Origin of the sequence: Paracoccus saliphilus (genome assembly GCF_028553805.1) — a bacterium.
Classification (GTDB): domain Bacteria; phylum Pseudomonadota; class Alphaproteobacteria; order Rhodobacterales; family Rhodobacteraceae; genus Paracoccus; species Paracoccus saliphilus.
Genome location: NZ_CP067140.1, coordinates 2,634,889 through 2,648,649 on the forward strand (window position 1 = coordinate 2,634,889; position 13,761 = coordinate 2,648,649).

The window sequence follows — 13,761 nt, forward strand, 5'->3', positions numbered from 1 at the left end:
CCCCCGTCCCTTCGGGACTCCCCCGGAGGTATTTTGACAAAGAAGAAGGGGCGATGTGGCGTTTCTGGGGATAGAGCAGTCGCTGGCCGGGCGGCGTTGGATCGGCCCCGAAGCCGCATTGGAGCGGCTTGCCGAGGGCTTGGCGCAACAATGCTCCCTGCCCTTACCGGTCGCGCGCGTGCTGGCCGAGCGGGGTGTTGAGGCCGGTGAGGCGGAGGCCTTTCTGACACCTCGCCTGCGCGATCTGTTGCCCGATCCGCTGGTGCTGCGAGACATGGAAACGGCCGCCGAAAGACTGGTTGCCGCCACACTGGTGGGTGAACGCATCGCCATCTTTGCCGATTACGACGTCGATGGCGGAAGCTCGGCAGCGCTGCTTCTGGACTGGCTGCGCCAGCAGGGGCGCGACGCGACGCTGTATATCCCCGACCGGATCGACGAAGGCTATGGGCCAAATGCCCCCGCGATGGCCGAACTGGCCGCCGGGCATGACCTGATCATCTGCGTCGATTGCGGCACCCTAAGCCATGACGCGCTGGCAGCGGCGGATGGCACCGATATCATCGTCCTGGATCACCACCTGGGCGGCGAAACGCTTCCCCCCGCCTTGGCCGTGGTCAATCCCAATCGCGCCGATGAGGATGGCGCCCTGGGACATCTTTGTGCCGCGGGGGTGGTGTTCCTGGCGTTGGTGCAGGCCGGACGCGTGCTGCGCGCTCAGGGGCAGCCCGAGCCGGACCTGATGGCGATGCTGGATCTGGTCGGGCTGGCCACGGTTGCGGATGTCGCGCCGCTTGTCGGGGTGAACCGCGCCTTCGTGCGGCAAGGGCTGGCCGTCATGGCGCGCAGGCAGCGGCCGGGGCTGGTCGCGCTGTCGGATATGGCGCGGCTGGACGGGCCGCCCAACGCCTTTCACCTGGGCTTTCTGCTGGGGCCTCGCATCAATGCCGGAGGCCGCGTCGGGCGCGCCGATCTGGGGGCCTGCTGTCTGTCCTCGCGCGATCCGGTGGAGGCAGCGCGTCTCGCCGAGGAACTGGACGGACTGAACCGCGATCGCCGCGCCATCGAGGCCGCTGTTCGTGACGAGGCGCTGGCACAGGTCGAGGCGCGCGGCGAGACCGCCCTGTCATGGGCGGCGGGAGAAGGCTGGCATCCCGGCGTTGTAGGCATCGTCGCCGCACGGATCAAGGAGGCCACCGACCTGCCATCCGTGGTGATCGGTGTCGAAAGGGGCGTCGGCAAGGGCTCGGCCCGGTCCGTTCCCGGCGTCGATTTGGGCCGGGCGGTCCAGCGGCTTGCGCAAGAGGGGCTGCTGATCAAGGGCGGCGGACACGAGATGGCGGCGGGCCTGACCGTGGCCGAGGACAGTATCGCTCCGGCCATGGCGCGTTTGGCCGAACTGATCGCCCGCGACCTGGCAGCGCGCAGCAATACAAGCGATCTGCGCATCTCGGGACTGCTGGAACCCGCGGGGGCCACGCCGCAACTGTTTCGTCAGCTTGAGGATGCGGGGCCGTTCGGGCAGGCCTCTTCCGCCCCGCGTTTCGCTTTCGCCGATCAGTTGATCGACAGCGCTTCGACCATGGGTGACAATCATCTGCGCCTCCGCTTTCGCAGTCCCGGAGGCCCGGCGCTGGAGGCCGTGGCGTGGGGCGCGATGAATGGCCCGCTCGGCCCGGCGCTGATCGGGGCCAAGGGGCGCCGCTTTCACCTGACTGGCAAGCTGGACCTGTCCACCTGGGGCGGTCGTGAACGCGTGCGCCTGCGTCTCGACGATGCGGCTCCGGCGTGAATCTGCGGCTGGCCAGTGACGGACAGCACCGTTAACCTGCACGCGACATCCAGAAGGAGGCAGAAATGAAACTGACCTGGCTTGGGCATTCCGGCTTTCGTCTTGAAATCGAGAACGCGGTCATCCTGATCGACCCTTGGCTGACCGGCAACCCGCTCTTCCCCGAGGACAAGCGGCAAGAGGCGATCACGGGCGCGACCCATATCCTGCTGACCCATGGTCATGGCGATCATACCGGCGACGCGCTTTCGATTGCCAAGGAACACGACATCCCCATCGCGGGCATCTACGACCTGATCACGCATTGGGGCAATCACCAGGGAATCGACGGGATCGGCTTCAACAAGGGTGGCACGATCGATCTGGGCGGCGCCAAGATAACAATGGTCAATGCCAGCCATTCCAGCTCGCTGGACGGCGCGGACGGGCCGATCTATGCGGGGCACGAGTCGGGTTTCATGATCGCGGGCGAAGGTCACGTCATCTATGTCAGCGGCGACACCGATATCATGGCCGACATGGAGTGGATGGGCGAATTGCACCAGCCCGATATCGGCATCCTCTGCGCGGGCGGGCATTTCACCATGGACATGAAACGCGCCGCTTTCGCCGCGAAAAAATATTTCGATTTCAAGACCGTCATTCCCTGCCATTACAAGACCTTCCCCTTGCTCGAGCAATCCGCCGAAGCATTGAAGACCGGCCTTCCCGGTGTCGAGGTGATCGAGCCCGAGATCCTGAAGGCGATTGAATTGTGAGCGGCTTCCAGAGTTTCGACGATCCTGCAGGCGATGACGATCACCCCGCGCGCCTGTCCGCTTTGCGCGCTCGGATGGCGGCGGAGGGGCTCGACGCCTTCATCGTGCCCCGCGCCGATGCTCATCAGGGCGAATATGTCGCCGATGCGGATGCAAGGCTGGCATGGCTGACCGGGTTCACCGGCAGCGCGGGATTCGCCATCGTTACCGCCGACCAGGCAGGGGTCTTCATCGACGGGCGCTATCGCGTGCAGGTGAAATCGCAGATCGATCTTGCGCATTTTACCCCGGTGCCCTGGCCCGAGACGAAACCCTCGAACTGGTTGCGCGACGCACTGCCCTCTGGCGGCAAGGCGGGTTTCGATCCCTGGTTGCATACCCGCAAGGAAATCGAGGCAATGGCGAAGGGTCTTGCCGAAACCGGGATCGAACTGACAGCCCTCGACGAGAACCCGGTCGATGCCATCTGGTCCGACCGCCCCGCCCCGCCTGTTGGTGCTGCGCGCGCCCATGATGAGGCATTGGCAGGGGAAAGCGCGGCCCTCAAGCGCAAGCGGCTGGCCGAGACGTTGCGCGAAGAAGGCCAGCGCGCAGCCTTCCTGTCTCTGCCCGATTCCATTTCATGGCTTCTGAATATTCGTGGCACGGATGTGCCCAAGAATCCGGTTGTCCAGAGTTTCGCCATCCTGTCCGATACGGGGCATGTTACGCTCTTCGCAGACCCGGAAAAATTCGACAATAAGTTGCGCGCGCAGCTTGGTAACGAGGTCACGATCCTTCCGCCGCAAGATCTCGCGGCCGCGCTGCGGGATCTGGACGGCCCGGTGCGCATCGATCCGGCCACGGCCCCCGAGGCGGGTTTTCGGCTGCTGGAACAGGCAGGCACCCGGATCAGCCCTGCCCCGGATCCGGCGATCCTGCCCAAGGCCCGCAAGAATCCGGCAGAGCTGCAGGGCATGCGCGCCGCCCATCTGCGCGACGGGGTTGCGATGACCCGGCTGCTGGCATGGCTGCACGCGCAGGATCCGGCCAGCCTGACCGAGATCGACGTGGTCAGGAAGCTCGAGGCGCTGCGGCGTGACGAAGGCATCATCGATATCAGCTTCGACACCATCTCGGGCGCGGGTCCGAACGGTGCCATCGTGCATTACCGCGTGACGGAATCGAGCAACCGCCGCCTCGCCGCCGGAGAGATGCTGCTGATCGACTCGGGTGGGCAATATGTGGATGGCACCACCGACATCACCCGAACCATACCGCTCGGACAGCCCCCGGAAGAGGCAATCGCGCCCTATACGGCAGTCTTGCGCGGCATGATCGCCATCAGTCAGGCGCGTTTCCCCAAAGGCGTGGCAGGCGCGCATATCGATTCATTGGCGCGGCAATTCCTCTGGGCCAAAGGGCTCGATTACGACCATGGCACGGGCCATGGCGTGGGCGCAGCGCTTTGCGTGCATGAAGGGCCCGCCCGGATCAGCCGCGTCAGCGACCTGCCACTGGAATCCGGCATGATCCTGTCCAACGAGCCCGGCTATTACCGTGAAGACGCTTTCGGCATACGTATCGAGAACCTGATCGCGGTGACCAAAGCCGAGTCCGAACCGAACCGCGACATGCTGGGCTTCGAGACGCTGACATTGTGCCCGATCGATACAAGGCCCATCGACCTGAGCGCTTTGTCTCGCGACGAGGCGGAATGGCTCGATGCTTATCACGCGCGCGTCCGTCGCGAGCTTTCACCGCTGCTGGACAATGAAGCCCGAGACTGGCTACATCGCGCCACTACCCCGGTTTCGTGACCGGGACATTTCTTCTTCATGAAAATATCCCCGGGGGGTTTCGGGGGGCTGGCAGCCCCCCGGCCATCGCGGGACGCAAAAAAATGCGGCCTCTACAGCTCTGCCAGAATCCGCTCAGCCTCGGTGCTGCAAGCTGTCAGCGCGGCACGATCCTCGCCGGGGAAGAACCGGGCCCGCACGGCCGTCGGCATTGGCGATGGCCGGGCGATCACTACACGGGGCCCGGTTTTCATCGTTTCCGCCTGCCAGCTTCTCGCCAGACCGATCTGCGCCGCCTTGCTGGCGCCATAAGCGCCGAAGAACTTCTCACCCGCCTTGGGGTCGTCGAAGAACATCGCCGTGCCGCCACGCGCGCGAAGCAGCGGTTCGAGCAGCACAATCAGGCCGCGCATAACCTCGACATTGACCAGCAGCGATTTCGACCAGTCCTTGCCGTCGATATGCGGCGCGGGCGACAGGGGCGCTGCGTGCACAGCGCAATGCGCCCATAGGTCGAGGCCGCCCCACCGTCCCGATATCGCGTCGGCCAGCTGCTGCATTGCCGGTGCCTCGCCGACATCCATCGGCGCCAATGTGGCAGAGCCACCCGCCGCGCGGATGCGGTCATCCAGCTCTTCCAGACCGCCGACCGTTCTGGCCACCGCCAGAACGTGATAGCCACGCGCCGCCAGCTCCTCGGCCAAAGCCGCGCCAAGTCCGCGTGATGCACCTGTGACCAGCGCCAGCCTGGTCTTGTCTGATTGATCCTGATCGCTCATGAATGTCCCATTGCCACCGCACCCGGCCCTGCGCAAGACCAACATGAAAAAGGGGCCTCCGACGAGGCCCCAATCCATGTTTTTTTCAAGTTCAGCGCTTGCTCACATCCACGTAATCGCGCTTGTCGCTGCCGATATAAAGCTGGCGCGGACGGCCGATCTTGTTCTGCGGATCGCTGATCATCTCTTTCCACTGGGCAATCCAGCCCACCGTGCGTGACAGGGCAAAGATCGGCGTGAACATCGAGGTCGGGAAGCCCATCGCTTCCAGGATGATGCCGGAATAGAAATCGACATTCGGGTAGAGCTTTTTCGAAACGAAAAACTCGTCCTCCAGCGCGATCTTCTCCAGCTCCTTGGCGACCTGCAGCGTCGGGTTGTTGTGGATGCCCAGAAGGTCCAGCACCTCGTCCGCCGATTCCTTCATGACCTTGGCGCGCGGATCGAAATTCTTGTAGACCCGGTGGCCAAAACCCATCAGACGGAATGGATCGTCCTTGTCCTTCGCCCGTTCGATGAATTCCGGAATACGCTCCACATTGCCGATTTCGCGCAGCATTTCCAGGCAGGCCTGGTTCGCGCCGCCATGAGCCGGCCCCCACAGGCAGGCGATGCCCGCCGCGATGCAGGCGAAGGGATTCGCCCCCGAGGATCCGGCCAGACGCACCGTCGAGGTCGAAGCGTTCTGCTCATGATCGGCATGCAGGGTAAAGATGCGGTCCATCGCTTTCGACAGCGCCGGATCGATCTGATATTTCTCGGCCGGAACCGAAAAGCACATGTTCAGGAAATTCGAAGCGTAATCCAGCTCGTTATTGGGATACACGAAGGGCTGGCCGATCGAATATTTATAGGCCATTGCCGCGATCGTCGGCAGCTTGGCGATCAGCCGGATCGCCGCCACTTCGCGTTGCCATTCATCGCCGATATCCGTCGAGTCGTGATAGAAGGCCGACATCGCGCCGACCACGCCCACCATGGTCGCCATCGGATGGCTGTCGCGGCGGAACCCACGGAAGAAGTTATGCATCTGCTCATGCACCATGGTATGGCGCGTGACGCGATTTTCGAAATCGGTCATCTGTTCCGCGGTCGGCAATTCACCGTAAAGCAGCAGGTAGCAAACTTCGAGATAGTTGGACTTCTCGGCCAATTGATCGATCGGGTAGCCGCGATACCACAGCTCTCCCTTGTCGCCGTCGATATAGGTAATCGTCGAATCGCAGCTTGCGGTCGAGGTGAAGCCCGGATCATAGGTGAACACGTCCGCCTGCCCGTACAGCTTGCGGATATCCAGCACATTCGGCCCCTGTGTCGGGTTGAGAATCGGTAATTCATATTCGGCGTTATTAAGTCGCAGTGTGGCTATCTTTGAATCTGCCATCAAAACGTCCTTTCCGGCTGAGCCGGGCCGGGCGCGAAAATACGCGACAGGCCCCGGCGAGTGAGAGCAGGCATCAGCCCGCCAATTCCGTCTGGTCGTGCAACCGGGCCAGCGATTCCTCGCGGCCTAGCGCCGTCATCATGTCGAACACGCTTGGGGTGGCGGTTCGTCCGGCCAGAGCGGCCCGCAGGGGGCCAGCAAGCTTGCCCAAACCGACGCCGTTTTCCTCGGCGATGGCCTTGGCCGCCTGCTCCAGCTCGTCTCGCGTCCAGCTAGCATGCTGCACCGCGGCAGTCAACGATTTCAGCATACCACGGGATACCGAGCCCAGTGCCTTGGCCGCCTTCTCATCGATGTCCACAGGTCTTTCGATTAACGCGAACCTCGCCTGATCAAGCAATTGAGGCAACGTACGGGCCTTTTGTTTCAGAACTGTTAAGGCCGGAAGCAGCCGCTCCTTCTGACGTGGCGTCAACGGATCGCCCTCCGTCTCGGCCAGGAATTCCTCGAGTGCGTCAAGCAGTGCGGCGTCGTCCATCTCTCCGATATGATGCCCGCTGACATGTTCCAGTTTCTTGAAATCGAGCCGGGCCGGCGCGCGACCGATCCCCGGCAGGTCGAACCATTCGCGAGCCTGGGCATCGTCGAACAATTCATCATCGCCATGGCTCCAGCCGAGCCGCGCCAGGTAGTTCCGCATCGCGACCGCCGGATAGCCCAGGGCCGCAAATTCATGTAGTCCCACCGCGCCGTGGCGCTTGGACAGCTTCTTGCCATCCTCGCCATGAATCAGCGGGATATGGGCGAAAACCGGGCGCGGCCAACCCATGGCGTCATAGATCTGGATCTGGCGGGCCGTGTTGGTCAGGTGGTCATCGCCCCGGATCACATGAGTCACGCCCATGTCGTGATCGTCCACCACCACGGCAAGCATATAGGTCGGCGTGCCGTCACTGCGCAGCAGCACCATGTCGTCCAGTTGATCATTCGCCACGCGCACCTCGCCCTGCACGGAATCGGCGATGACCGTCTCGCCGGTCCGGGGGGCCTTCAGCCGGATCGCATAGGGCGCATCCGGCAACTCGGGCGAGTCACGCCAAGGGCTTTGGAACGGTTGGCGGGGATTCGCTTCGCGCCATGCCGCGATCTCTTCGGTGGTGGAAAAGCATCTATATGCCTTGCCCTTCTCCAACATCTCCTGCGCCACCTCTACATGGCGGTCCTTGCGGGCGAATTGGCTGATCGGTTCGTCGTCCCAATCGAGCCCCAGCCATTCGAGCCCCTTCAGAATCGCCTCCGTCGCTTCGGGTGTCGAGCGGGCGCGGTCGGTATCCTCGATGCGCAGCAGGAACTTTCCCCCCCGGCCCCGGGCATACAGCCAGTTGAACAGCGCCGTGCGCGCACCGCCGATATGCAAGTAACCGGTCGGGGAAGGGGCAAATCGAGTGACGATCTGGGCGGTATCGGACATCGGGGATTCCTGACGATGAATTTCAAGATTGGCAAGACCGCGTTTACCGTTCGGTAATCCAGCCATGCCATGTTTGTGACGCAGAAATAGAGAACCGCCCCGGAAAGGACAAGAATGACTGCCCCTGCCGGCATCAGGCCGGTTCCCTCGGCGTCGGCCGTGCCGGTTCCGCCTCCGGGTTTGGCTCCTTCCCGGACAGGCACGATCCGGCATCCGGTCACGCGCCGATCCCGCCCGGCCATTGCAGGCCGGGCGGGACTATTCCCCTGGGTGCCGGTTTGCCTTGCGGCCGGGATTTCTGCCTGGTTCGCCCTGCCGGAATTGCCGACATGGTGGCAATGGCTGGCGATCGCGATCACCGGCCTGATAGCGGTGGCAGCGTCATGCCTGGCCGCGCCGCTCGCCGAACGCGGGCGGATCGGCTGGCGAATGGCGGATATGCTGCGCCTTGGCGGGCTGGTCACGGCGCTGATCGTGGCGGGAACGGTCCTGATCGGGTTGCGCTCGGCCCATGTCGCCGCACCGATCCTGAAATGGCGCTATTACGGCCCGATCGAGGGGCGGTTGGTCGAGATCGACCGCTCTGCCCGCGACCGGTTTCGCCTGACGCTGGACAAGATCGTGCTGGAGGAGGTCGATGCCAGCCAGACTCCGCACCGCGTCCGGGTTTCATTGACGGACACGGCGAGCGGAACCCTGCCCCAACTCGGGCAGCGGATCAGCCTGACCGGCCATCTGGGTCCGCCACCCGGTCCCGCCTCGCCGGGCAGTTTCGACTTTCGCTGGCATGCGTGGTTTTCAGGCCTGGGCGCCGTCGGCTATTCGCGCCAGCCCGCCGTCAGCCTGGCACCGCCGAGTGGCGGAACGTGGAAAATGCACCGCGCCCGCATCGCCATCAGCCAGAAGATACAACAGCGGATCGGAGGGCAGGAAGGCGCCGTCGCAGCCGCGCTGATGACTGGCGACAGATCGGGCATCGCCGAAGCCACGAACAAGATCATGCGGGCCTCGAATCTCTACCACATCATCTCGATCTCGGGACTTCACATGGGGATGCTGGCCGGGTTCGTTTATGCCGCCATGCGATATGCGATGGTGGGGTTGCAGGCTACGGGTCTTGCACTCGCCCTGCCCGCGCACAAGATCGCGGCCCTTGTCGCGATGCTGGCGGCCGCCATCTACCTGTGGCTTTCGGGCGGAGGCGTTGCGACCGAGCGCGCCTTTGTCATGGTCGCTGTCATGCTGGGCGCGATACTGGCGGATCGCAGGGCGATCTCGCTGCGGACCGTTGCGATGGCGGCGGTGGCGATCCTGATCTACAGCCCCGAAGCGCTGGTCACGCCCGGATTCCAGATGAGCTTTGCCGCGACCATCGCGCTGATCCTCATTTACGGGCCATGGTCGTGCATCGCCCCGCATCTGCCGTTCTGGCTGCGCCCGGTGATCATGCTACTTCTGACCTCGCTGGTTGCCGGGATGGCGACGGCACCCATCGCGGCAGCGCATTTCAACCAGATGGCCCATTACGGTCTGCTCGCCAATCTGCTGGTGGTGCCTGTGATGGGCACGCTGGTCATGCCCGCAGGTGTCATCGCCGCGCTGCTGGCACCCTTCGGACTGGCCGATCCGGCACTATGGGTGATGGGGATGGGCACGGCATGGATGCTGCAAGTGGCAGAGTTCATCGCCGGGCTTGGCGGTTCCGTGACACCTGTCGTCCTGCCCCCTGCCCCGGTCCTGCCGCTGATGGGATTCGGGGCGGCGCTGCTGGTGCTGTGCTGGCGTCCGGGGACGGGCTTGCGCCGCTTGCCGTTACTTGCCGGTTTCGCGGCGGGCGCGGCAATGCTGGCCACCGCCGCCGCGATCTGGCTGAATACCGGCCGACCGCTTCTCCTGATCGCCCCGGAAGGCGAAGCGGCGGGGCTGATGACCCCGCAGGGCCGGGCCATGTCCAAACCGTCCGGCGGCAGCTTCACCGTCAGGACATGGTTGCGAGAGGATGGCGATATCGCGACGCAACAACAATCCGCCGAACGTCCCGGCTGGTCGGGCGACAGGAACATGCGGCACGCCGCGCTGCCCAATGGATGGCAGGTCTGGCATTTCACCGGTAAGGGCTCGGGTGAACGGGCAGCCGCCGCCTGTCTTCCAAAGCGCATCGTCATCGCGACGGAAAGGACCGGATTGACGACGAGCAACCAGCGCTGCCTGCTGTTCGACCTCTACGCGCTGCGGTATAGCGGTGCGGTGACCATCGATTTCGATAGTGCTGAACCGGTGGTTCGAACCGTGGCAGAGACGCACCGTTCCCCGGGCTGAAGTCAGTCCCGCCGCAGGACCAACCATGTCCAGCTTATCCCGGAGGCGCGGTTTTGCTTTTGGATGGACTCTGCCTTGCGAGAGGCCTGCAGTGACAGACCGGCCCGTCCCGCCGCTGCAATCGTCTCGTCCGGATCGGGATTGAAGAGACCTCGCGCAGGATCATCCTGGCCGTGCCGCAGATTCATGATGATCCGGCCACCGGGCAGCAGGCACGCGGCCAGTGACGCCATGGCGATATCGCGGGCATCGGGGTTCACATGATGCCAGACACCGGACAAGAGCAGCAAGTCGCAGGCGGGTTGTGCCTGCAGCGTCCGCAGGTCCGGCAGGCTGTCGTCAAGCCATTCCACCCTTGGATTGGCGGCTTCGGCCATGTCGCGGAATTCCTGCACCGGCTCGACGGCGATAACCTCATGCCCTTGATCCGCAAGCCAGGCCGCAACCCGCCCCGGCCCGGCACCGATATCCGCAACCCGGCAGGGCGCAGTCGGGAAAAGATCGGCGACCGGTGCAAACGTTTCCGAGACGGGATGGCTTTCCCAACGCGCCGCAAGCATCGCTGCATTCTCGGCATAAAGGCGTAATGCAGGGCCCATCACGCGACCTCGGCAAAGACTTGGGTCAGCGCCCGTTCCAGCTTGTCGAACATCTCGTCCATCTGTTCCTCGGTCAGGATGAAGGGCGGGCAAAGCACGATGGACTGACCCAGTGGGCGACAGATCAGCCCCAGATCGGTGCAGGTGTTGGCGATGCGCTCGCTGACCGAAAGGCTGGCGTCGAATGGAGTCTTGGTCGGTTTGTCCTTCACCGCCTCCAGGGCCCACATGAAGCCGACGCCCCGCAACTCGCCAATATGGTCGCTACGTTCCATGATACCGCGCAGACCGGCCTCCATCCTCGGGGCGAGGCGCCGGACGTTCTCCGCCAGCCCCTCGTTCATCACCACCTCGATGGCCTTGAGCGCGATGGCGCAACCCACCGGATGGCCCGAGGCGGTGAAACCATGTGGAAATTCCTCGATCTTCTCGGCTGCCGCCTGCAAACGGTCGGAGAGTTCGGGGCCAAGGATCACCGCGCCCATCGGGAACAGCCCGGCGGTCAGGTTCTTGGAGCTGATGATGACATCGGGCACGAAATCATAGGTCTCGCAGCCCCAGGTGTTTCCCGTACGCCCGAAGCCGCAGATCACTTCATCCGAGATCATCGGGATGTCGTATTTCTTCAGGACCTTTTGCACCGCCTGGAAATATCCCTTCGATGGCGGGATCACACCGCCCGCCCCCATCACCGGCTCGGCAAAGAAACCCGCGATCGTGTCGGCACCCTCGCGCTGGATGGTTTCCTCCAACTCGCGGGCAAGGCGCTGCGTGAACTGATCCTCGCTTTCTCCCTCCTCGCCGAACCGCCAGTAATGCGGGCAGGTCAGGTGGATGAAACCGTCCATTGGCAGGCCGAAAACCTCGTTATACGGCTTGCCGGTCATGCTGGCCGAAACCGCCGTCACCCCGTGATAGGCATTGAAACGCGTCAGTATCCTGCGGCGTTTCGGATTGCCTTCGCTGCCATGCAGGAACCACAGCATCTTGACCATCGTGTCATTCGCTTCAGAACCCGAATTGGTGTAAAAGACCTTACCACGCGCGAAAGGTGAAACCTCGACCAGCTTCTCTGACAGCATCACCGTCTGGTCGGACATTCGCCCGAAAAAGGCGTGATAGCCGGGGAAACGGTCATATTGCGCCTTGGCGGCCTCGGCCAATCCCTTGTGATCAAAGCCTGCGACCATGTTCCACAGCCCGGAATTGGCATCGAGATAGCGCTTGCCGTTCACATCATGGACATAGGGGCCCTCGCCATGGGTGACGATGACCGCGCCGCGTTCATACACGCTTGGCAGATCGGTGAAACCGTACATGGAGAATTCGTCGGCGCGGGCTTCCCAGCTTTGCGGCTTGTTCATGATGTTGCCTTCCGTGGACAGGTTCGCAGTCAAGCTATCCCTGCCGAGAGAAGCGTTCAATGGGTTCGAGAGCCGCGCGGACGGATTGCCGACCCACGCGCATCCGAAGTGATCGGAACGCCGGGAATGCAAGACGAATTGCCGATTGCGGAAATTTCCAAGCCGCGCCTAACTTGGCATAGGAGGACAGATGATGCGCCTGATCATATTCGCCGTTCTGGCCCTGCTATTGCCCATGGCTGCCACTGCAGACGGGGTGGCCATATTCCCGGTCAAACTGCTCGACACGTCCAAGGAAGCGCGTGATCAAACCGCCGAACATGAGCGGCGCTTGGGTATCCTCTCCGAGGTTCTGCAAGAGGAACTGGACGGCGCGGTGACAATCACCGGCGAGACGCTGGCCGAGTGTCAGCCCGAGACAACGGAATGCCTGCTGGAACTGGCGCGGGATACGGGATCGGACCAAGCGGTTTTCGTGGTGGTGCAAAAGACCAGCACGCTGATCCTGCAGGTCTTCGCCAATCTGGTGGATGTGGAAACGGGCGAGCTGATCGCCAGCCGTGATCTCAATTTCCGTGGCGACAATGACGAGGCATGGCGCCGCGCGGGCCGATTCCTGGCCAAACAATTGCGCGGCGCCGGCGATTAGGCTGCGGCGGCGGCCTCTAGCGCGGCGAGGTCGATCTTGCGCATCTCCATCAGCGCCGGAAAAACCTTCGTGGCATCCGGACCGGCCAGAAGCTGCGTCGCCCGGCGCGGAACGATCTGCCATGACAGACCGAAGCGATCCTTCAGCCAGCCGCATTGGGATTCCGCCCCGCCGTCTTTTGTCAGGGCTTCCCAAAGCCGGTCGGTTTCCGCCTGATCCTCGGTCAGCACCGAGATCGAGGCCGCCTCGGACAGGGTGAAATGCGGACCTCCATTCAACGCCTGGTAGGGCGTCCCCGCCAGTGTGAACTCAACCATCAGCACCTTGCCGTCGGGTCCGTGAACCAGATTGTCAATCCGGCTGTCTGGCAGCAGCGAGACATAGAACTCTGCCGCCTGCTGCGCCTTGTCGTCATACCAGAAACAGGTCGCGACCTTTTGCCTAGCCATTGTCCTGCCCTTTCGATCCGGTGAAGTTCAGCATCCACGGCGTTCCGAAACGGTCGCGGAACATGGTGAAGCGCTCGGCCCAGAATGTCTCCGCAGGCTCCATCGTGATCGTCTCGGCATCTTTCGACAATGCCGCGAATACGCGGTCGAACTCGGCCAGAGATGGCGTTTCGATCGACACATAGAAGCCTTGCGGGCGATCATACATGTCTTCCGAATTGTCCGAGGCCATGACCATGGAGGACTCCAGCGTCATCGCCATGTTCATCACCATGTCATCGCCGCCCGGCATGCGCTGATCCGGCGCAGCATCGCCATTGCGGAAAACGCCGGTGATCTTACCGCCGAGGGTTTCCGCGTAATGACTCATCGCCTCAAGGCAGTTTCCCTTGAAAAACAGATAAATGGTCGGTTGCATC

12 protein-coding genes are annotated in these 13,761 nt (G+C 63.2%); 5 read left to right on the plus strand and 7 right to left on the minus strand.

From position 1 onward, the window contains the following. Positions 1-55: 55 nt before the first annotated feature. From recJ to JHX88_RS12675, 3 genes are all read left to right on the plus strand, one after another. Positions 56-1,792, plus strand: a complete 1,737-nt coding sequence (gene recJ, locus JHX88_RS12665) for a single-stranded-DNA-specific exonuclease RecJ (protein WP_076523162.1) — start codon at positions 56-58, stop codon at positions 1,790-1,792. Positions 1,793-1,857: 65 nt separating this feature from the next. Beyond that, a complete protein-coding gene (locus JHX88_RS12670) occupies positions 1,858-2,550 on the plus strand; it encodes a metal-dependent hydrolase (RefSeq protein WP_076523164.1) in 693 nt (230 codons plus the stop codon). Then, on the plus strand, positions 2,547-4,349 hold the full coding sequence (locus JHX88_RS12675; protein WP_076523165.1) for an aminopeptidase P family protein: 1,803 nt from the start codon (positions 2,547-2,549) through the stop codon (positions 4,347-4,349). Before JHX88_RS12670 ends, JHX88_RS12675 begins: the two co-directional genes overlap by 4 nt. Before the next feature lie 92 nt (positions 4,350-4,441). Here JHX88_RS12675 and JHX88_RS12680 read toward each other — a convergent pair whose 3' ends face one another. From JHX88_RS12680 to gltX, 3 genes are all read right to left on the minus strand, one after another. Further along, the gene (locus tag JHX88_RS12680; protein ID WP_076523758.1) at positions 4,442-5,107 is read right to left on the minus strand and encodes an SDR family NAD(P)-dependent oxidoreductase; all 666 of its coding nucleotides are present in this window, start codon (positions 5,105-5,107) and stop codon (positions 4,442-4,444) included. A gap of 91 nt (positions 5,108-5,198) precedes the next feature. Next, complete coding sequence (locus JHX88_RS12685) at positions 5,199-6,491, minus strand: citrate synthase (RefSeq protein WP_076523167.1); 1,293 nt, start codon at positions 6,489-6,491, stop codon at positions 5,199-5,201. Between the two features lie 73 nt (positions 6,492-6,564). Beyond that, entirely contained in the window at positions 6,565-7,962 is a 1,398-nt protein-coding gene (gene gltX, locus JHX88_RS12690) for a glutamate--tRNA ligase (RefSeq protein ID WP_076523170.1), read from the minus strand. Between the two features lie 114 nt (positions 7,963-8,076). Between gltX and JHX88_RS12695 the strand changes: the two genes are divergently transcribed. Continuing rightward, the gene (locus JHX88_RS12695; protein WP_084202834.1) at positions 8,077-10,281 is read left to right on the plus strand and encodes a ComEC/Rec2 family competence protein; all 2,205 of its coding nucleotides are present in this window, start codon (positions 8,077-8,079) and stop codon (positions 10,279-10,281) included. Between the two features lie 2 nt (positions 10,282-10,283). Here the strand turns inward: JHX88_RS12695 and JHX88_RS12700 are convergent, their stop codons facing one another. Both JHX88_RS12700 and JHX88_RS12705 read right to left on the minus strand, forming a co-directional pair. Then, the gene (locus JHX88_RS12700; protein WP_076523172.1) at positions 10,284-10,880 is read right to left on the minus strand and encodes a class I SAM-dependent methyltransferase; all 597 of its coding nucleotides are present in this window, start codon (positions 10,878-10,880) and stop codon (positions 10,284-10,286) included. Next, positions 10,880-12,244 (minus strand): aminotransferase, encoded by a 1,365-nt coding sequence (locus JHX88_RS12705; protein WP_076523174.1) that lies wholly within the window; start codon positions 12,242-12,244, stop codon positions 10,880-10,882. The genes JHX88_RS12700 and JHX88_RS12705 overlap by 1 nt, the downstream gene beginning before the upstream one ends. Positions 12,245-12,434: 190 nt before the next feature. Between JHX88_RS12705 and JHX88_RS12710 the strand changes: the two genes are divergently transcribed. Beyond that, entirely contained in the window at positions 12,435-12,893 is a 459-nt protein-coding gene (locus JHX88_RS12710; RefSeq protein WP_272848028.1) for a DUF2380 domain-containing protein, read from the plus strand. Here JHX88_RS12710 and JHX88_RS12715 read toward each other — a convergent pair. Then, entirely contained in the window at positions 12,890-13,342 is a 453-nt protein-coding gene (locus JHX88_RS12715) for a VOC family protein (protein ID WP_076523176.1), read from the minus strand. The two genes, JHX88_RS12710 and JHX88_RS12715, sit on opposite strands and share 4 nt — an antisense overlap. Continuing rightward, positions 13,335-13,760: a VOC family protein gene (locus JHX88_RS12720; protein ID WP_076523178.1), complete on the minus strand. Its 426-nt coding sequence runs from the start codon at positions 13,758-13,760 to the stop codon at positions 13,335-13,337. Before JHX88_RS12720 ends, JHX88_RS12715 begins: the two co-directional genes overlap by 8 nt. Between the last annotated feature and the right edge of the window lies 1 nt (position 13,761).

What these genes read in the sequence shown, in the direction of transcription:
- JHX88_RS12720 (WP_076523178.1), bottom strand. Translation starts at nt 13,760, where the DNA reads ATGCAACCGACCATTTATCTGTTTTTCAAGGGAAACTGCCTTGAGGCG.
- JHX88_RS12700 (WP_076523172.1), bottom strand. Translation starts at nt 10,880, where the DNA reads ATGGGCCCTGCATTACGCCTTTATGCCGAGAATGCAGCGATGCTTGCG.
- JHX88_RS12715 (WP_076523176.1), bottom strand. Translation starts at nt 13,342, where the DNA reads ATGGCTAGGCAAAAGGTCGCGACCTGTTTCTGGTATGACGACAAGGCG.
- JHX88_RS12705 (WP_076523174.1), bottom strand. Translation starts at nt 12,244, where the DNA reads ATGAACAAGCCGCAAAGCTGGGAAGCCCGCGCCGACGAATTCTCCATG.
- JHX88_RS12670 (WP_076523164.1), top strand. Translation starts at nt 1,858, where the DNA reads ATGAAACTGACCTGGCTTGGGCATTCCGGCTTTCGTCTTGAAATCGAG.
- JHX88_RS12680 (WP_076523758.1), bottom strand. Translation starts at nt 5,107, where the DNA reads ATGAGCGATCAGGATCAATCAGACAAGACCAGGCTGGCGCTGGTCACA.
- JHX88_RS12710 (WP_272848028.1), top strand. Translation starts at nt 12,435, where the DNA reads ATGATGCGCCTGATCATATTCGCCGTTCTGGCCCTGCTATTGCCCATG.
- JHX88_RS12685 (WP_076523167.1), bottom strand. Translation starts at nt 6,491, where the DNA reads ATGGCAGATTCAAAGATAGCCACACTGCGACTTAATAACGCCGAATAT.
- JHX88_RS12695 (WP_084202834.1), top strand. Translation starts at nt 8,077, where the DNA reads ATGACTGCCCCTGCCGGCATCAGGCCGGTTCCCTCGGCGTCGGCCGTG.
- gltX (WP_076523170.1), bottom strand. Translation starts at nt 7,962, where the DNA reads ATGTCCGATACCGCCCAGATCGTCACTCGATTTGCCCCTTCCCCGACC.